This is a genomic window from Dysgonomonas massiliensis, from assembly GCF_900240225.1.
In the GTDB taxonomy this organism is placed as follows: domain Bacteria; phylum Bacteroidota; class Bacteroidia; order Bacteroidales; family Dysgonomonadaceae; genus Dysgonomonas; species Dysgonomonas massiliensis.
In genome coordinates this window covers 88,090-107,964 of sequence record NZ_OEPV01000012.1, presented here as the reverse complement: position 1 = coordinate 107,964, position 19,875 = coordinate 88,090, and the positions used below count along the sequence as shown (strand labels likewise).

Here is a 19,875-nt window from a genome sequence, read left to right as displayed (position 1 = left end):
TAAAAGAGAAATGAACAAAACAACTATTATTCGAACGTTAAGCATTTGTATTGCTTTGTTCGGTTTTATAGCGCAGAGTTTTGCACAAATTAATTATCCTGAAAAAGAACGCCTCAATGAAGGATGGCTTTTTTTGAGACAAGATCTTGGAAGTATCTGGGAAGCTGTTCGTCCCGCGGCGAAGGGCTCTTCGGAAGAAGTTCCTCTTTGGTCTAAAGTAACGTTACCACATTGCTTCAATGCCGAAGATGCAGTTGATCCCGATGTAAATTATTATCAGGGAGCAGGTTGGTATAAAAAAATGCTGGAAGTGAAGAACCCATATCAGAATGGTAGAACTTTATTGCATTTCGAAGGCGCTGGACAAAAGACAGAAGTTTATGTATATACCGAAAAAGTGGGAAGTCATGTTGGTGGCTATGATGAGTGGACTGTTGATATAACTGAAGCTGTAGACCGTTTTTTGCAATCAAAAGATGCAAAACGCTTTAAAGGAAAAGTTCCACTTAGTATTCGCTGTGATAATACACGCGATGTTGAAATGATTCCATCAGATCTTTCAGACTTTTGTGTATATGGAGGTATATATCGTTATCTGAATCTGGTATATACTCCCGCTATGTCTTTCACTCAGATCAAAATTGATCCGATTGTAGATGAAAAAGGTAAAGCAGGTAATTTACGAATCAGCGGAAATATATTGAATTATTCGGATGAAAAATCAGCAGATGTCAATATTAAAATATTTGATCCTTCAGGAAAGAAAATTCAAGATGTAAACACTAAATACACAGATTTAAAAGAAGTTATATTGCTAGATACAAAGCTGTCAAAACCGGTTCTTTGGTCACCTACGACTCCAAATCTGTATTCATGTGAAATTACATTGTCCTCGTCAGTCGGACAGCAAACATACAAAGATGAGTTTGGTTTCCGCCATTTTGAATTTAAGGAAAAAGGTCCTTTTTACTTGAATGGAAAAAGACTCTTATTAAGAGGTACTCATAGACATGAGGATCATGCTGGTGTAGCAGCTGCTATGACTGAGGATCAAATTTTGAAAGAAATGAAAATGATGAAGGATATGGGTGTTAATTTCATCCGCCTAGGTCATTATCAACAATCTCGTATTGTATTAGAAGCCTGTAATCGTCTAGGTATTCTTGTGTGGGAAGAAATTCCATGGTGTCGTGGAGGTTTAGGTGGAGATGTATATAAAGAACAAGCTCGTAGAATGTTGACAAATATGATTACTCAGCATTATAATCACCCTTCCGTAATATTATGGGGTATGGGTAATGAAAACGATTGGCCAAATGATTTCCCCGAATTTGATAAAGAGAAAATCAGAGTTTTTATGAAAGAATTACATAATTTGTCTCATCAGTTAGATAACGGACGTTTAACTTGTATCCGCAGATGCGAATTCTGTAGCGATATCATTGATGTATATTCGCCTTCTATTTGGGCTGGATGGTACAGAGGTATGTATTCGGATTACAAGCGAGTATCATATAGCGAAATGCAAAAAGTGAAGCGCTTCCTTCATGTAGAGTGGGGAGGTGATAATCATGCCCGCCGCCATGCAGAAGATCCATACGTAGGTCTCGATAAGATAGAAACGGGAGGTAGTGCTGATGAGAGAGCAGGTGATGCATCATTATACGGAGGTAAAGCTCGTGCTTCGAAAGATGGGGATTGGAGTGAATCTTATATTGTCGATCTAATTGACTGGCACCTGAAAGAACAAGAAACTATGCCTTGGTTGACAGGCGCTGCATATTGGCCATTCAAAGATTTTTCGACACCAGTTCGCCCAGAGAATCCGGTACCTTATGTCAATCAGAAAGGAGTTGTTGAACGTGATTTGACTCCTAAAGAATCATATTTTGTATTTCAGTCTTATTGGACTGATAAACCTATGGTGCATATTTATGGTCATACTTGGCCAGTACGTTGGGGTAAAGATGGCGAAACTAAAACTTTGAAAGTATACTCTAACTGCGATGAAGTTGAATTGTTCCTGAATGGAATAAGTCTAGGTATCAAAAAAAGAGACTCACAGGATTTCCCTGCTGCAGGTTTACGTTGGGATACTCAATTCAAATCGGGAAAAAATACAGTAAAAGCAATTGGTTATAAAAAGAATAAAAAAGAAAAGATTCAGATTGTTGATGAAATTTCTTTCGACTATGAAACCAGAGAATTTGGAAAAGAGAATTCGATAAAAGTATCAATAATTGAAGAAACGAAAGAATATGCATGGGTCGAAGCTCTACTATTAGATAGCAATGGAGTCATTAGTTTGAATTCGAAAAAATACATCAGGTTCGAGATAGCTGGTGATAGTAATTTTGTTAAAAACCAAGGAACATCCACGGGTTCATCCAAAGTGCAAGCTTATAACGGTCGTGCAAAAATTAAAGTTATAAAGAATAACGGTGTGTCGCACGTAGCTGTGAAATCGGAAGGACTGCCTACAACATTCATTGATTTAAAGTAACTCGATGTTAGAATCAACCAATATAATAAACTATTCTAATTGAGTCTTAATTGCTTTAAAAGTATTGATAATCAGTTAATGAATGAATTTTGAAAGTTTATGAATTAATATTAAAAATGGAAAAATGTATTCGATATTAATTTCGCACCAGAAGTATTTAAATTTCTATAATCTAATTAATAATATGAAAAACTATTTTTTGAAAACGAGGCTTATCCTACTTATGGGATTGCTCTTCTTTTGCTCTTCAGCATTGTTGGCCTCACCTGATGAAATCAATCAGCAAAAGACTGTTACAGGAGTTGTGACGGATGACAAAGGTGAACCTCTTCCGGGAGTATCGGTTGTTATTAAAGGTACAACTATAGGCTCCCTTACAGACTTAGATGGTATTTATTCAATTTCTGCAGATGAAGATGCAGTTCTTGATTTTACTTACATTGGTTTTAAACCACAGTCAATATCTGTAGGTAACAAAACTAAAATTGATGTTGTTTTATTGGAAAATACGCAATTACTGGAAGAAGTAGTTGTGGTAGGTTATGGCACACAGAAGAAAGTTAATCTTACTGGAGCTGTAGCTGCTATTGATGGTGATGTAATCTCTTCTAAATCGAGTCCTAATGCTTTGGCTGCTCTACAAGGAGAAATGCCGGGTGTTACTGTATTAAGAAGTAGTGGTCAGCCAGGATCAGAGACTTCAGGTGTTCGTATCCGTGGATTTTCTTCTATTAATGATGCATCTGCTTTGATTCTGATTGATGGAGTTGAAGGAAGCCTTGAAACAATAAATCCGAATGATATTGAAAGCGTATCTGTACTGAAAGATGCTGCTGCCAGTGCAATATATGGTGCGCGCGCTGCAGCCGGTGTTATATTGGTTACAACAAAATCGGGAGGAGAAAGTAAGGAAGGTAAAGCAAAAATATCATATAACGGATACTTTGCAATAAATACACCTACACGTATGCCTGAGCGTTTACCAGCATGGGAAGAACAAGACTTTATCAACAAATCGCGTATTGCTGAGGCTGGCTCTCCAGAATGGAACGACGAACGTACATCATGGCTTTCTAATCCTAACTTCAACTACAGACCTAACAATAATGGTGGCCGTTGGGAATATTTTGATCCTACAAACTGGGTAGAAGAAGGAACTCGTGATTATACGACACAACAAAATCACTCAGTATCTATTTCGGGAGGTAGTAAAAAGATGAATTACCTTGTGTCGGGTAGCTATTTCAATAAGAATGGTTTCTTGAAATATGGTCCTGATAAAAATGAAAGATACAATTTACGAGTAAGATTGAACTCAGAATTGAATGATTATATGGACTTTGGCTTGATTGCCAGTTATGATGGGCGTTTTGATGAAACAATACCTTATAAAAATTCGTCTACAAGAGCCGATGGTGCTAAGAATGTGCTAGGTGAGCTCTATCAAATCAGAGGAAGACAGCCTGTATTTAATCCTGAAGAGGATGCTTATCCTGGTTCGTATAATGGTGACTTGCATGTAAATCCTATAGATATTATGAAGAATGGTGGTATTGACGAGATCCGTTCTGAGTCTTTTATGGGTAAAGGTGAGCTTACTATCAAGAATATAGTGAAAGGTCTTAAGTTTAAATTGAGTGCTTCGCGTAGAGCAAGTTTCTATAATAGAAAAGTGGAAAGACGCAGATTGGTTTGGTATAACCGTCTTGGTGATACCGAAAGAAACAGTATAAATCAGAATGGCGAATTGGAGAAAACACGTTATTACCGTACGCATGATACATTCGAAGCGTTGGCATATTATGACTTATCTTTTGGCAAAAATACATTCAACTTTTTAGGAGGTGCATCGTATGAAAATTACAGAAATGATCAGACTAAGTCAGTTGCTAAAGATATGAACTCGGAAGAGTTGTACACTTTGAATGGATATAACAGTATCATAGCAGCTAATTCGGAATTAAGCGATGCTATCAAAACTTGGTCTATGATGTCTTATTTTGGACGTATCAACTATAATCACGATAACAGATATTTGTTCGAAGCAAATATTCGTTACGATGGTAGTTCAACATTGCATCCGGATAAAAGATGGGCAGTTTTCCCCTCATTATCAGCAGCATGGCGCGTAAATGAAGAGAAATGGTTCAATGTACCATATATTGATAATCTTAAGGCTCGTGTATCTTGGGGACAACTTGGTATTGGAGACGATTCGGTTGGTGCATACGACTTTCTGAGCATGTTGAAGAGTGGTTTTTATATGGGTGATAGATATACTTATCAAGAGAGATTACGCTCGAAAGATAAAACATGGGAAGTTATTGAAACAACAAATATCGGTTTCGATTTAGGCCTATTCTCAAATAGATTGACTTTTGTAGGAGACTACTATTGGAAGTATAATAATGATATGCTTATTGATTACCAACTACCAAGTACAGTTGGAGCGAAAGTTCCTAGAGGTAATTTAGGTAAACTGAAGACTTGGGGTTGGGAGTTCGAAATCGGATGGAAAGATAAAATACAAGAAGTAAGCTACCAAGTAAGCTTCAACTTATCGGATAGCCAGAATAAGCTTGTTGAATTTAATGGTATTAATGAAATCAAAGCTGGAGCAGTAAAGCACATTGAGGGATATCCAATCAATACAATATGGGGATTCCAAACCAACGGATATTGGTCTAGCCGCCAAGAGTACTTGGATTATAAAGCTGCTAATCCGGGTTATGAATCATTTAATGATGCTAAGATAAGTGGAGGAGATGTGAGATATGTTGCTCAAGGTAAAGCAGACCATGCTATAAAAGGAAGTGGTACTCCTGATAATCCTGCAGATTTAGTCTATTTAGGAAACTCGAACGGCAGATATATGTATGGCTTGAATCTTGCCGCTCAATGGAAAGGTTTTGACTTTTCTATGCTATGGCAAGGTGTTGCTAAACGTGATATAATTGTTAAAACTGAAACTATTGCCCCTTTGTTCAGATCGTATAATATGCCTTGGACAATGCACCGCGATTATTGGACAGAAGACAATCAGGATGCATATTGGCCTCGCCTGTATAACTATAATGGCAATGACTTTAACTTCAAAGCTTCTGATAAATGGGTACAAGATGCATCGTACATACGATTGAAAAATGTGCAACTAGGTTATACTATTCCAATTAATCAGAAAATAGTAAGCAGATGTAGGGTCTATGTATCGGGTGACGATGTTTGGGAATACACCAAATTACTTGATGCTTTCGACCCAGAGGTTAAAAATGAAGCATCAGCAAGCTATTATCCATTCTTCCGTACTTGGACTGTAGGATTAAACTTAACATTTTAATTTTTGCTAAATATTATGAAATATATATACTTATCAATTTTGAGTTTCGTATTGTTTCTATCTAGTTGTGAATTGGATAGAATGCCGGAGACGCAATTCCACGATGACAATTTCTGGAAAACAGAGAGAGATTTACGATCGGCTTGCAATAAATTATATGATGATTTAGGCGGCTTTTCTCACGATTTCAGATCTGATGAGTTGGTAGCAAAGTCGGCTAATAGCATTTCAGCAGGTAGTCGTACTACCCCTCACGAAAGTACAGATTGGGAAAATCCGTATACTCGTATTTTCAATGCAAATAAAATAATAGACTTTGCTCCAAATGCAGATGTTAGCGAAAAAGTTCTGAACCATTATCTTGCTCAGGCATATTTTTTCAGAGCATATGATTACTTTACACTAGTTAAACGCTATGGAGATGTTCCTCTGATCTTGAAGTCTTTCTTAGATCCGGATGATCCTGCAATTTATACTGCACGTACACCAAGAGAAGAGGTTATTCAGCAATGTTATGCCGATTTGGAGTTTGCTATAGAATGGTTGAATACGTCAAAAAATGATTGGGGACATGTAACTAAGTCTGCCGCATTAGGTTTAATGACCCGCATAGGTCTATATGAAGGAACTTATGGAAAATATCATAATTTGAATAATAACTACAAAGTTCACTTAGAAAAATCGATAGAGGCGGCTGAGGCTTTGATGAAAAGAGGACATGAATTGTATCCTAATTTTTCGGATTTGTTTACATTTAAAGGACAAGGTCCTGAAAATAAGGAAAACATATTTGTAAAAGTTTATGGTCCAGATGATGCTGGAACCGAAGTTCATAAGAATAGTAGGGAAATGGAGAATAAAGTTTCATTGACTCGTCAGATGGTTGATTTATTCTTGTACGAAGATGGATTGCCTCGTGAAAAATCGAAAGATGCTATACTTCAAGATAAAAGTTTCGACGATGTGTTTGTTAAGCGTGACCCTCGTTTGGCGATGACGATATTCAAGAGAGGAGAAGAAGCCTATAAAGGGAAATATAATCCTTTAGCACAGAATCACGGATTTGGATATGGTCTGAAGAAAGGCTTTATGATGGAAGAATGGTCTACAAACCAGAAAGAAACTGTCGATAAAATGTTGATTCGTTATGCAGAGATACTACTTTCTTATGCCGAAGCATTGTATGAACTGAACGGATTGATAAGCAATGATAAGTTAGATGCGACTATTAATTTAGTACGTGCCAGAGCTGGATTTAATGCAAAGCTTTCAAACGAATTTGTAAAAGACAATGATCTGAATATGCTTGAAGAGATTCGCAGAGAACGTACTGTTGAATTGCTCGACGAGGGCTTCCGTTATGATGACATTATCCGTTGGAAAATTGCAGAAGAAGTTCTTCCTAAGGCAATAGTAGGAGCTAAGTATGTTGAAGGAGAAACAACGAAAGGCAGAGATGAACTGGCAAAACGATTGACAGACAAAAATGGTATGGTAAACGGCGAATTCGAGTATGGAGTTGAAGATATGTATATTATCGAGTTAGCTAATACTCGCAGATTTAACCCAGAGAAAGATTATCTATATCCTATTCCGATGAAAGAAATTATACGTTCTAAAAATATAATAACTCAAAATCCTAATTGGAACTAAAATATATAAGAATTATGAAAAAGTTTTTATTCCTAGCAATAACTGTTCTATGCTCGTTGGGCTTTATGAGCTGCGATGACGATAAGTGGACAGATGGAGATCCCTCAATGGAACACATATATTATTTTGGTTTCGAAGATTGGGGAGGATACAATAACAAAGTTGAGTATACGGTTAAAAAAGACCAAATTGTTAAAATACCAGTACAATTCTTTAGTGAGCGTGTTCGTTCGTATGATGTAGTTACATATTATTATGCAAGTTCAAAAAATCTGACTTATGGAGAAGATTATTTGATTGTAGACGAAAAAGGGAATACTATTGAAGCTGATGAAAATGGTGCATATATTATGCATTGGCCGCAAGCTGAAAAAGGTGTTCAGAATGTTTATGTTAAGACTTTGAGAGATACACCAAAGTACATCTATGATGAAAGTAATGTTAATAAAGAAGGACTGACTGAAGATGAAATTGAAGCTGCGATTAAAAAAGAGAAAGAAAGAATAAAATCGCTTAATACTTTTAATGTTCTTACTTTTGATCCTAGTGTAGGGAAAATAGCTCATCCCGACAACATAACTAATAGTAAAACGAATGATTATGAGGTAAGATCATTTAGTCAAAATTACAAGGTAAATGTTGTTGTCAAATAGTTATTATAGACACTGAAAATTTATTCCAGAATTCATATCACTACTTTAAAGCGAGGGGTGTGCCCAAAATGGACACACCCTTTGTGATAAAGACAAAAAAGCTTTAAACCACTGTTACCTGATGAAATACCTAGTTTTCATACTATCGCTATTCGTTCTATTTAATACTTCTGCATTTTCGCAAAATATTATTGATATTGAGTATCTGCTTGATGTGAAAGAGAATCTTGATGGTATTGAATGTGGATATGATGCATATAGTAGTTTAGTAGAATCAGCCAACAAAGTAATTAATTTATCTATTTCGCCGGTTACAGATAAGAAATATCTGGCCGCTAGTGGTGATACACACGATTATGTGAGTATTGGACGGTATTGGTGGCCTGATTCAACGAAAACTGATGGTTTACCTTATGTCCGAAATGATGGTTATCACAATCCTGAATTGAAAGACTTTGATAGAAAGAAGCTGGGTGATTTGACACAGAGTGTTAGTGTATTATCATATGCTTATTTTTTTACGAAAGAAGATATATACGCGAAGAAAGCGATCGAGAACCTACGAATTTGGTTTTTAGATGAGAAAACCCGGATGAATCCGAATCTGAATTATGCTCAAATAATCCGAGGGCATAATGGTGATGCGGGTAGGAGTGAGGGCCTGATTGACGCTTATGGATTTGTGGAAATGTTGAGCTGTGTAGAACTCATATCAGAATCGGGATTAATGACGAAAAATGACTATGAAGGTCTGAAAAAATGGTTTTCAGATTTTCTTGACTGGATGTTGACAAGCGATTTAGGTATAAAAGCTAAAGGCTCGAAGAACAATCATGGTACTGCATACGATGTGCAAATTGTAGCTTATTCGTTATTTGTAGGTAGACTGGATATAGCTAATAAGTATATTCAACAATTTGCCGAGAATAGGTTGTTTAAGCAAATTGAATCTGATGGAAAGCAACCTTTAGAATTAGAACGTAAGACAGCCTTTCATTACTCGTTGTTTAATATTGGTCATTTTCTGGATATGTGTACCTTGGCAAAGTCGATAGGGATTGATATTTATGATTCTAATTTGAAAGGTAAACACTCGATAGATATGGCTATTAAATTTATGCTTAAATATCTAGGTAAACCCAGTTCGTCATTTCCCTATGAAGAAATCAGTAATTGGGAGACTTGTCAAGAAAGGCTTTGTTGGATACTTAAAAGATCAACTCAATTTAAGGCGAACAAAAAATACAACAAGCTCTTTAAAAAGTATTGTACAACCAAATGCTCAGATATTAACTGGTTGCTTTATGCAACTACTAAATAATATAACTTTTCTAATTCTTTAATAGACATGAAAATGCGAAAGATATTTCTATTTCTTATTTCTTTACTTTTTACACTTAATATTTCGGCCGGAATTAAATATTCGATAAATGAAGCGTGGCGATTCTCGTTAAACACGGCGAAAGATGTGTATAAGACGAATTTTAATGATAAATCATGGGAGATTGTATCACTGCCACATACTTGGAATGATAAAGATGCAATAGATGAACAACCGGGTTATTTCAGAGGTCAGGGTTGGTATCGGAAAAACTTGTTTATTGGCGATGTGGCAAAAGATAAGGTTGTTTATTTGTACTTCGAGGGAGTTAATCAAGTTACTGAGGTCTATATCAATGATAAATACGTAGGAATTCATAAAGGTGGGTATACCAGATTCTGTTTCGATGTGTCGTCTTTCATAAATGTTGGGTCTGATAATCAGATCAGTATCCGTGTTGATAATAGTCATGATGAACAGATATCACCCTTGAGTGCCGATTTTACTTTCTTCGGAGGTATCTATCGCGATGTATATCTGCAGATAGAAGATCCTATACATTTTTCGTTATTAGACAGAGCTTCCGAAGGTGTGTATATTACTACACCTAAAGTTTCGGCAGAAAATGCTGAGGTTGTAGTTAAATCTTTAGTGAACAATACCGATCCCAAGAATCGAAAAGTAAGATTAGAATATTCGATCATTGCTCCGGATGGAAAACAGGTAGCTCAATTCTCGGAAAAAATAAACCTGAAAGGAGAAACTCAGAATCATCAAGTCTCAAAAAACTTTGTTATTAATAACCCCCAATTATGGTCAATCAAAAATCCCGATAGATATACGCTTAAGGCAACTTTGCGAGATGAGAAAAGCAAAGAGGTGCTTGACGAGTCAGTTGAGAAATTTGGATTACGATGGTTTGAGTTTGATGTTGATAAAGGATTCTTTCTGAATGGAGAGCATCTTAAGTTGATGGGTACATGTCGTCATCAGTGTTTCGAAGAAATGGGGAATGCTTTGGATGATCAACTACACATTCATGATATAGAGTTGCTGAAAAATATGGGGGGTAATTTTTTGAGAATAGCTCATTATCCGCAAGACCCGCTAATTTTGGATTTATGCGACAGATTGGGAATTATTACTTCTGTTGAAGTTCCTATAATCAATGCCATTACAGAAAGTGATGAATTTCTTGAAAATTCGATCACGATGATGGATGAAATGATGAAGCAAAATTTCAATCATCCCTCTTTGGTGCTTTGGACATATATGAATGAAATTATGCTTCGACCTCCTTATAAGGTAGGTTCGGATGAATATAAAACTTATTGTAAAGAGGTAAACAGACAAGCTTCTACTATAGAAGCGCATATAAGAGAGCTTGATCCTTACAGATATACTCAAATCCCTTTCCACGCAGGATTTAAACGATACGAAGATTCTGGCTTAAATAAGATTCCTATGACTATTGGTCTTAATCTTTATTCGGGGTGGTACTCGGAAGGTATTGAGAAACTTGAAAGTTGGATATTAAATTTCAGAAAAAAGAATCCGGATAAGCCTTTAACTATTAGCGAATATGGAGCTGATGTGGATGTGAGGATTCATAGTGAAAAGCCTGAACGATTCGATTTCAGTGTCGAATTTGGAGATATGTTTCACGAACATTATCTAAAAGTATTTTTAAAGCACGACTTTATTACCGGTACAAATATCTGGAATTTGAATGATTTTCATTCCGAGATAAGGACTGATGCAGTACCCCGTATTAATAGTAAAGGAATTACAGGTTTGGATAGAACGCCAAAGAATACTTATTATCTCTATAAAGCTAATTTGAGTGACCAGCCATTTGTGAAGGTTGCTTCTTCGGATTGGAAATACAGAGCAGCATCACTTAAAAACGATTCGTCTACATATGAGCAGGAAGTTAAAATCTATACTAATCAGAAAAGTGTAGACTTTTATCACAATGGAATATTTAAGGGAAAACTTTCAGTTGTAGATGGCATTGCTAAGACAAAAGTAGCCTTTACGGATGGAGTTAATTATCTGAGAGCAGATATAAATAATGGAGAGATGATTGATGTTGCCGAGATAAATTACATGTTGATTCCTCAGATTTTTAGAGATGATTTTACTGAATTGAATGTTCTTTTGGGTGCCAATCGCTCATTCGAAGATAAAGTTTATAAAACAGCGTGGTTGCCCGAGCAGGAATATAGCGAAGGTAGTTGGGGATATATCGGAGGAAATCCCTTCAGAGCAAAAACTAGTTTCGGATCATTGCCAGCAGCCGATCTTGATGTTTTAGGGACTGATAAAGACCCTATATTTCAGACACAACGCATGGATATTGATGCTTTTAAGGCAGATGTGCCTGATGGACGATATTATGTTTATTTATATTGGGCAGATTTTAACCGAGAAGAAAGCAAAGAAATTGTAGCATATAATCTGGGAAATGATCGGATGTATGAAAATATTCAACCACGCATTTTCGATGTTGCTATAAATAATTTAAAGGTATTGGATAAGTATGATATTCCGAATGAAGCAGGAACTGGACGAGCTGTTGTCAAAAAGTTTGAAATCAATACTTCCAACAGAGAAGGGATTACGATAAAATTCACACCTATCGAAGGAAGTGTTATTCTTAATGCTGTTCGAATAGTCAGAGTAGATTAATATATAAATCTATTGTGATTGTTTACTAATGCATTTGGTTAATTAAAATAAGGGTATTTTTAAGATACCCTTATTTATTTTAAATATTTTATGACAAAAGATGGTCTCGTTTATATTCAAATGTGCAATACTTGACAGATGACAGAAGAACAATGCATATTGGAATTATAAAATTCACTAATGGGTTTTGGCAAAACAAAAGAAGCAGCACTATATAGTACTGCTTCTTGAGTAGCGAGAGGGGGGCATGATCCCCCGACCTCATGATTATGAATCATGCGCTCTAACCAACTGAGCTATCTCGCCATCATCATTTAACGGGTGCAAAAATAGCTGATTATTTCATATGTTCCAAAAAAATATAAGACAAAGTTATCTGAAAAAATAATCTTTTGTATATAACTTTGATTAATAGCCCGATATAATGGCATTGAATTTGATGTAATACAAATGTCGTATTCTGATTGTGAACTATATACTACCATAATTGTTAATAATATTGAGTATCCTAGTTTGTCAAACAATAAAAAACGAATTTATTAGTTAAAATAACATCAAATAGAGGTGATTGATGTGCTATCAATCTCTATTTTTTGTATATTTGCAAACGCTTAGAGATTAAAAAGTTATATATCTGTGTATGAGGCAGTTAAAAATTACAAAATCAATTACAAACCGCGAGAGCGCATCTCTTGACAAATATCTTCAAGAAATTGGTCGTGAAGAGCTGATCACTGTTGAAGAAGAAGTAGAGTTAGCACAGGCAATCAAAAAAGGTGACCGTGCTGCTTTAGAAAAATTGACACGTGCAAACTTACGATTTGTAGTTTCTGTTGCTAAACAATATCAAAATCAAGGGTTAAGCCTTCCCGATTTAATCAATGAAGGAAACTTGGGCTTGATTAAAGCAGCCGAAAAATTTGATGAAACAAGAGGATTTAAATTTATCAGTTACGCTGTTTGGTGGATTCGTCAATCCATATTGCAAGCACTAGCTGAACAATCGCGTATTGTACGTCTACCTCTTAATCAAGTTGGCTCGTTGAATAAAATTAGCAAAGCATTTTCTAAATTTGAGCAAGAAAACGAACGTAAGCCTTCAGCTGAAGAGTTAGCTGATGCATTGGATATCCCTGTAGATAAGATTGCCGATTCTATGAAAGTATCGGGTCGTCATATCTCAATGGATGCTCCGTTTGTAGAAGGGGAAGACAATAGTTTGCTAGATGTTTTAGTAAACGATGATGCACCAATTGCTGACCGTGTTTTGATTAACGAATCGCTACAACAAGAAATAGATCGCGCGTTATCAACATTATCAGAGCGTGAAAGCGAAATAATCAAAATGTTTTTCGGTATTGGGTATCAGGAAATGACTCTGGAAGAAATCGGAGATAAATTTCAATTAACCCGCGAACGTGTGCGCCAAATTAAAGAAAAGGCGATTAAGAGACTTCGTCAGAACTCACGAAGCAAATTATTAAAGAGTTATTTAGGATAATAAATCCTTTATAGAATATACTGAAGGGCTGAAAGTTTACACTTTTAGCCCTTTTTTATTTTGATGAAAATGATTTATTGAAATAAAATGTTGTTAAAACTTGTTTTTAGCTTTTTTTTGACTTGTACTAATAATTTTTGCTAGTTTTTACTTTCATATTGTTTTAATTTGTACATTTACATCACGAAGGAGGCACTTAAATGTGTCATTTTGTAAAAGACCATGAATGAATTTAACCTTATTAGAATTGTATGGAAAAGAAAACTATTGTTACTGGTGTAATTGGGGCAGATGCACATGCCGTTGGTAATAAAATTATTGCCTTTGCATTAGAACAAGCCGGATTTAATGTCGTAAATCTTGGAGTTATGGTTTCGCAAGAAGAATTTATTGCCGCAGCAGTCGAAACAAACGCAAATGCTATCGTTGTATCATCTCTATATGGACATGGCGAGATAGACTGTAACGGGTTACGCGAAAAATGTGAAGAAGCAGGATTGAAAGATATTCCACTATTAGCAGGAGGTAATCTGGTTGTCGGAAAACAAGATTTTGCTGATGTAGAGAAACGCTTTAAAGCTATGGGCTTTACAAGTGTGTATCCTCCGGGTACAGCAATTGAAACAACTATAGACGAACTTAATAGAATACTAGGATAAATACCAGCGAACGTTATGAAATATTTAACGGCCGATTTTGGAAGCACATTTACTAAACTCACTGCAATCGATTCGGATAGCCGTCAGGTTTTAGCTACTGCAAGTGCATTTACAACTATCGAAACAGATATCATTGATGGTTTCAATGCTGCTATGCAAAAGTTGGAAGCCAAAATAGGACGCTTTGAATACGAAAAGCTTTTATGCTGCAGCAGTGCCGGTGGTGGGCTGAAAATGGTGGCGTTGGGTTTGGTTCCGGAATTAACAGCAAAGGCTGCAAAAATGGCCGCATCAAGTGCTGGAGCAAAAGTCATTAAAACATACTCATTCGAAATATCGCAACAAGAGCAAGATGAGATATATGATATCAATCCTGATCTTGTTTTGTTATGTGGTGGAACCGACGGAGGAAATAAAGAAGTAATTGTAGCTAATGCCAAGCGTTTGTGTGATATCAAACGAGATTTTTCAATAATTGTTGCAGGAAATAAATCTGCATCATACGATATTGAAGAAATATTTAAAGGTTCGGGTAAAGATTATGTAATTACTAAAAATGTAATGCCAACCTTTAACAAACTTGATATTGAACCTGCAAAGAAAAGCATAAAAGACCTATTCATAAAAAAAATAATCGAAGCTAAAGGACTTTCGGGTGTTCAACAGATGGCAACAGGAGAGGTTATACCTACGCCGTTGGCTGTGATGAATGCTTGTGAACTGCTTAGTAAGGGTACAAAGAGTACAGAAGGAATAGGTGAATTGGTTGCCATAGACTTAGGTGGTGCTACGACTGATATTTACTCGATGGCAAGTGGAAAACCTTCTCAAGACAATGTTCTGGAAAAAGGATTGCCTGAGCCATTCAGCAAACGTACAGTCGAAGGTGATTTAGGGATGAGATATAGTTTGCATGCTTTGGTAGATGAACTGGATATGGATGACTTAGAGAGAAATTCCGGTATAGCGAAAGAAAAAATAGAAAATTGGGTAAAGAGATGTTCTGCCAATCCCGATACAATAGCTGAAACAGATGAGGATGAACTCAAAATAGAAGAGCTCTTGGCTCGCAGTGCTGTAGAGATGGCTGTTGAAAGACATTGTGGATATATGGAAAGCACATATTCGCCAATGGGTGAGATTTTTACACTAGTGGGTAAAGACCTTAGCGAAGTGCCATCAGTTGTAGGTATAGGAGGTGCTATTATAAATAGTAGATATCCTGCATCCATACTTGAAGGTGCAAAATACAGTATTAAGAAATTTAATTATATGAAACCAAAGTCACCTAGATACCTGATAGATCAAAAATATATTTTTGCGTCTATGGGGTTAATTAGTACTGTCGACCCAGAGTTGGCTTTGGACATATTAAAAAAAGAGATCAAACAAATATAACCTTATAAAACAGATTCCTTGGAGGGGTAACAAAATGGAGATTAAAAACACGAAATTAACAAATGATGCTTTTTTTGCTGAACGTAAAGAAGTATTATCTCAATGGTCTACGGGTGATAAAGTAGATTTTGACGAAGCAGTCAAATATCAAAAAACTATCTCTACCGAAAAACGTTTTGGAGACAAATTAGCAAAAGCAGCACAAGAGGGAGTAACGCTTATTCAACCTCGTGCAGGTGTTGCACTTTATGATGAACATATAAAACTATTACAATATCTGGAAACAGAAGGAGAAGCAGACTTGCTTCCGACAACAATTGATAGCTATACACGTCTGAATAGATATAAAGAAGCCGAATTAGGTATCGAAAAAAGTAAAGAAAGTGGTCGTTCGATGTTGAACGGATTCCCAGCTGTAAATTATGGTGTAGATATCTGCCGTACAGTTACTTCTTCATTGAAAAATCCGGTGCAGGTTCGTCATGGTACTCCTGATGCTCGTTTATTGACAGAAATAGCTATCGCAGGAGGATTTACTTCATACGAAGGTGGAGGTATTTCATACAATATACCATATTCTAAAAACTTTTCATTGGAACGTACTATTGCATATTGGCAATACACAGACCGCCTTGTGGGAATGTACGAAGAAGCTGGAATTTCTATCAACCGTGAACCATTTGGACCATTAACAGGAACTCTTGTTCCTCCTTGTATTTCGAATGCAGTTGCAATTATCGAAACATTGCTTGCTGCTACCCAAGGAGTGAAAGATGTAACAGTAGGTTATGGCCAATGCGGTAACTTGATTCAAGACGTAGCGGCTATCCGCTCGTTGAATATAATGACACGCCTATATCTTGATAAATTTGGTTTCAACGATGTTCGCGTTACAACTGTATTCCATCAATGGATGGGCGGATTCCCTCAGGATGAAGCAAAATCATTCGGTGTTATTTCTTGGGGAGCTGCTGCTGCTGTATTGGCGAAAGCTACTAAAGTAATCGTCAAAACTCCTCACGAAGCAATGGGTGTTCCTACGAAAGAAGCTAATGCGGCAGGCTTGAAAGCAACTAAACAGCTAACATCGATGCTGAAAGACCAAAGTTTCGTAGATATTCCTGCAGTGGTTGCCGAAAGCGAAATCATTATGCAAGAAATGAAATGTATCTTGGATAAAGTTGAAGAACTAGGACAAGGTGATTACGCTATCGGTACAATTCGTGCATTCGAAGCAGGAGTTATCGATATTCCTTTTGCTCCAAGTAAATTCAATGCAGGTAAGGTAATGCCGGCTCGTGACAATACGGGTGCAGTACGCTTGCTTGATGCAGGTAATATTCCTTTGTCAAACGAATTGAAAACATTCCACCGTCAACGTTTGGAAGAAAGAGCAGCATTCGAAAAACGTGCTGTAAGTTTCCAAATGGTAATTGATGATGTTTATGCAATCGGAAAAGGATTCTTAGTAGGAAGACCTCATTAATATTATAACCCAAAGAAAATATCTAAAATATGAAAATTATTGATGTAGTATGCGCTCAAGGTAAAACAGGATTTTACTTCGACGATCAGAAAGCAATAAAAGCAGGTGCAAAGCATGATGGAGCATTCTATCAAGGCGAACCTATGACTGATGGTTTTACAGCTATCCGACAAGCAGGTGAATCTATCTCTGTTTTGTTTATCCTTGAAAACGGACAAGTAGCTCATGGCGATTGTGCGGCTGTACAATATTCCGGAGCTGGTGGACGCGACCCTTTATTCTTAGCAAACGACTTTATTCCGATCATCGAGAAGCACATTGCTCCTTTATATAAAGGAAAAGAAATCTCTTCTTTCAAAGAATTAGCTAACTTAGTAGATTCAGGTATTAATCCTGAAACTGGTAAGATATATCATACAGCTATTCGTTATGGCGTGACTCAAGCTTGTTTGGATGCAGTAGCTAAGAGCAAATCGAAATTAATGGCTCAAGTTATTGCAGAAGAATACGGAACTACTATTGCAAATGATATTATTCCTATCTTCTCTCAATCGGGTGACGATCGCTATATGAATGCAGACAAGATGATTATGAAAGGTGCTGATGTTTTACCTCACGGACTTTTCAATCATGTCGAAGATAAACTAGGTAAAAATGGAGAAAAACTTCAAGCTTATGTAGAATGGCTTCGCAACCGAATCCTTCAATTCAAACCATATGAAGGCTACGATCCAGTATTGCATATCGACGTATATGGAACAATGGGATTGGCATTCAACAATGATTTTGATAAAATTGCTACATTTATAGGTGAAGTCGCTGAAACGGCTAAGCCATTCCGTCTTCGTATCGAAGGTCCGGTAGATATGGGCGAAAAAGAAGCTCAAATCGAAGCATTGAAAACTATCCGCGAATTGATGGAGAAAAAAGGAATCAAAGCTGAAATCGTAGCAGATGAGTGGTGTAATACGCTACAAGATATCAAAGATTTTGCAGAGAGAAAAGCTGGTCATATGGCTCAGATCAAGACTCCGGATTTAGGAGGTATCAACAACTCAATCGAAGCTGTACTTTATTGTAAAACTCATGATATGGGTGCATATCTTGGTGGTACATGTAATGAAACGAATCGTTCGGCTGAAGTATGTGCTCACATTGCTATGGCAACATCTCCGATTCAATACCTAGCAAAACCAGGTATGGGCGTTGACGAAGGTTATATGATCGTATTTAATGAAATGCAACGTGTATTAGCGTTGAAAGATAAATTGTAAACTACAAAAACTAAATAAAAATGGAAGAAATCAGAATTCTTTCCCCAACAGCTATTCTCGGTTACGGATTCCCTATGGAATCTTTCACCGAAGGTATGAAACGCAAACCACACGTAATTGCTGTGGATGCAGGTTCTACCGATCCGGGACCTTACTATCTCGGAGCCGGAAAATCATTTACCGATTACAACTCGGTAAAACGTGACTTAGGTATTATGATTCCAGCAGGTCTGGAAGCAGGTATTCCCGTGATCATAGGTACAGGTGGTGGATCGGGAGGTAGACCTCACGTAGAATTCGTACTCGATATCATCAAAAGTATAGCTAAAGAAGGCAAGCTTTCTTTCAAATTGGCAATCATTCAATCAGAATTAGATAAAGAACTAATTAAATCTAAGCTGAAAGAAGGTAATGTAACACCACTTGAGCCAGCTAAGCCTCTTACTGAAAAGGATGTTGATGATGCTGTACGCATTGTTGCTCAGATGGGTGAAGAACCATTTATCGAAGCATTGAATGGTGGAGCAAATGTAATTCTTGCTGGTCGTTCGTACGACCCATCGGTATTTGCAGCATTGGCTATCAAAGAAGGCTTTGACAAAGGTTTGGCTATTCACTTGGGTAAAATCCTAGAGTGTGCATCAATTGCAGCCCTTCCGGGAAGTGGTAGCGACTGTATGTTTGGTTACTTGCAAAAAGATGGATTCATCCTTGAACCACTTTCTCCAATTCGTAAGTGTACAACACTTTCGGTAGCAGCACATACATTGTATGAGAAAACAAATCCATATATTTTGCCTGGTCCGGGTGGAGCAATCAATCTTCACGAATCTGAATTCACGCAGATAGATGATAATAAAGTTCGTGTAACGGGTAGTAAGTTTGTTCCGACAGAAGAATACTTTGTTAAACTAGAAGGTGTTCGCAAAGTTGGATATCGTACAATATCGGTAGCAGCGACTAAAGATCCTATCATGATTTCGAAAATAGACGATATCGTGAAAAGTGTAACTGAACGTGTTAAAGATAACTTCAAGACTTATGGTATAACAGACTTCTTCCTTGATTTCAAAATCTACGGTAAGAATGGAGTTATGGGATTATTCCCTGGAAGTGAAAACCGTGTAGCTCACGAATTATGTATCGTTATTGAGGCTGTAGCTCCGACTCAGGAACAAGCTGATACTATTTGTGGATTTGCACGTAGTACAATGCTTCACTTTGGTTACGAAGGACGTATCGCTACTGCTGGAAACTTAGCATTCCCATTCTCTCCGTCTGACTGTCATGTCGGCGAGGTGTATGAGTTTAATGTATATCACCTGATGAAAGTGGATAATCCGAGCAAGCATTTCCCAATTTCATATAAGGAATTTACTAATGGTGAATCAAAATAAAA

General features: G+C 36.8%; 12 protein-coding genes and 1 tRNA gene. 12 read left to right on the top strand and 1 reads right to left on the bottom strand.

From position 1 onward, the window contains the following. Window positions 1-10: 10 nt before the first annotated feature. The 6 genes from C1A06_RS12660 to C1A06_RS12635 all read left to right on the top strand — a co-directional run bounded on the left by C1A06_RS12660 (window position 11) and on the right by C1A06_RS12635 (window position 12,158). Window positions 11-2,503, top strand: coding sequence for a glycoside hydrolase family 2 protein (locus C1A06_RS12660; protein WP_101690582.1), 2,493 nt, complete (start codon window positions 11-13; stop codon window positions 2,501-2,503). A gap of 184 nt (window positions 2,504-2,687) precedes the next feature. Next, window positions 2,688-5,840, top strand: a complete 3,153-nt coding sequence (locus tag C1A06_RS12655; RefSeq protein ID WP_185116847.1) for a SusC/RagA family TonB-linked outer membrane protein — start codon at window positions 2,688-2,690, stop codon at window positions 5,838-5,840. A gap of 15 nt (window positions 5,841-5,855) precedes the next feature. Next, the gene (locus C1A06_RS12650) at window positions 5,856-7,493 is read left to right on the top strand and encodes a RagB/SusD family nutrient uptake outer membrane protein (RefSeq protein ID WP_101690580.1); all 1,638 of its coding nucleotides are present in this window, start codon (window positions 5,856-5,858) and stop codon (window positions 7,491-7,493) included. 14 nt (window positions 7,494-7,507) lie between these two features. Beyond that, window positions 7,508-8,146, top strand: a complete 639-nt coding sequence (locus C1A06_RS12645; RefSeq protein WP_145996406.1) for a hypothetical protein — start codon at window positions 7,508-7,510, stop codon at window positions 8,144-8,146. Between the two features lie 121 nt (window positions 8,147-8,267). Beyond that, window positions 8,268-9,467: an alginate lyase family protein gene (locus C1A06_RS12640; RefSeq protein WP_101690578.1), complete on the top strand. Its 1,200-nt coding sequence runs from the start codon at window positions 8,268-8,270 to the stop codon at window positions 9,465-9,467. A gap of 33 nt (window positions 9,468-9,500) precedes the next feature. Beyond that, on the top strand, window positions 9,501-12,158 hold the full coding sequence (locus C1A06_RS12635) for a glycoside hydrolase family 2 TIM barrel-domain containing protein (RefSeq protein WP_159461418.1): 2,658 nt from the start codon (window positions 9,501-9,503) through the stop codon (window positions 12,156-12,158). A 232-nt stretch (window positions 12,159-12,390) separates the two neighbouring features. Here C1A06_RS12635 and C1A06_RS12630 read toward each other — a convergent pair. After that, window positions 12,391-12,464: transfer RNA gene (locus tag C1A06_RS12630), tRNA-Met, on the bottom strand. 334 nt (window positions 12,465-12,798) lie between these two features. Between C1A06_RS12630 and C1A06_RS12625 the strand changes: the two genes are divergently transcribed. From C1A06_RS12625 to C1A06_RS12600, 6 genes are all read left to right on the top strand, one after another. Then, complete coding sequence (locus C1A06_RS12625; protein ID WP_101690576.1) at window positions 12,799-13,659, top strand: sigma-70 family RNA polymerase sigma factor; 861 nt, start codon at window positions 12,799-12,801, stop codon at window positions 13,657-13,659. A gap of 251 nt (window positions 13,660-13,910) precedes the next feature. Further along, on the top strand, window positions 13,911-14,318 hold the full coding sequence (gene glmS, locus C1A06_RS12620; RefSeq protein WP_101690575.1) for a methylaspartate mutase subunit S: 408 nt from the start codon (window positions 13,911-13,913) through the stop codon (window positions 14,316-14,318). A 15-nt stretch (window positions 14,319-14,333) separates the two neighbouring features. Next, window positions 14,334-15,716, top strand: a complete 1,383-nt coding sequence (gene glmL / locus C1A06_RS12615) for a methylaspartate mutase accessory protein GlmL (protein ID WP_101690574.1) — start codon at window positions 14,334-14,336, stop codon at window positions 15,714-15,716. Window positions 15,717-15,750: 34 nt separating this feature from the next. Further along, a complete protein-coding gene (locus C1A06_RS12610; protein WP_101690573.1) occupies window positions 15,751-17,202 on the top strand; it encodes a methylaspartate mutase subunit E in 1,452 nt (483 codons plus the stop codon). A gap of 29 nt (window positions 17,203-17,231) precedes the next feature. Then, window positions 17,232-18,476 (top strand): methylaspartate ammonia-lyase, encoded by a 1,245-nt coding sequence (locus C1A06_RS12605; protein WP_101690572.1) that lies wholly within the window; start codon window positions 17,232-17,234, stop codon window positions 18,474-18,476. A 20-nt stretch (window positions 18,477-18,496) separates the two neighbouring features. Beyond that, window positions 18,497-19,873, top strand: coding sequence for an acyclic terpene utilization AtuA family protein (locus tag C1A06_RS12600; protein ID WP_101690571.1), 1,377 nt, complete (start codon window positions 18,497-18,499; stop codon window positions 19,871-19,873). Window positions 19,874-19,875: the final 2 nt, after the last annotated feature.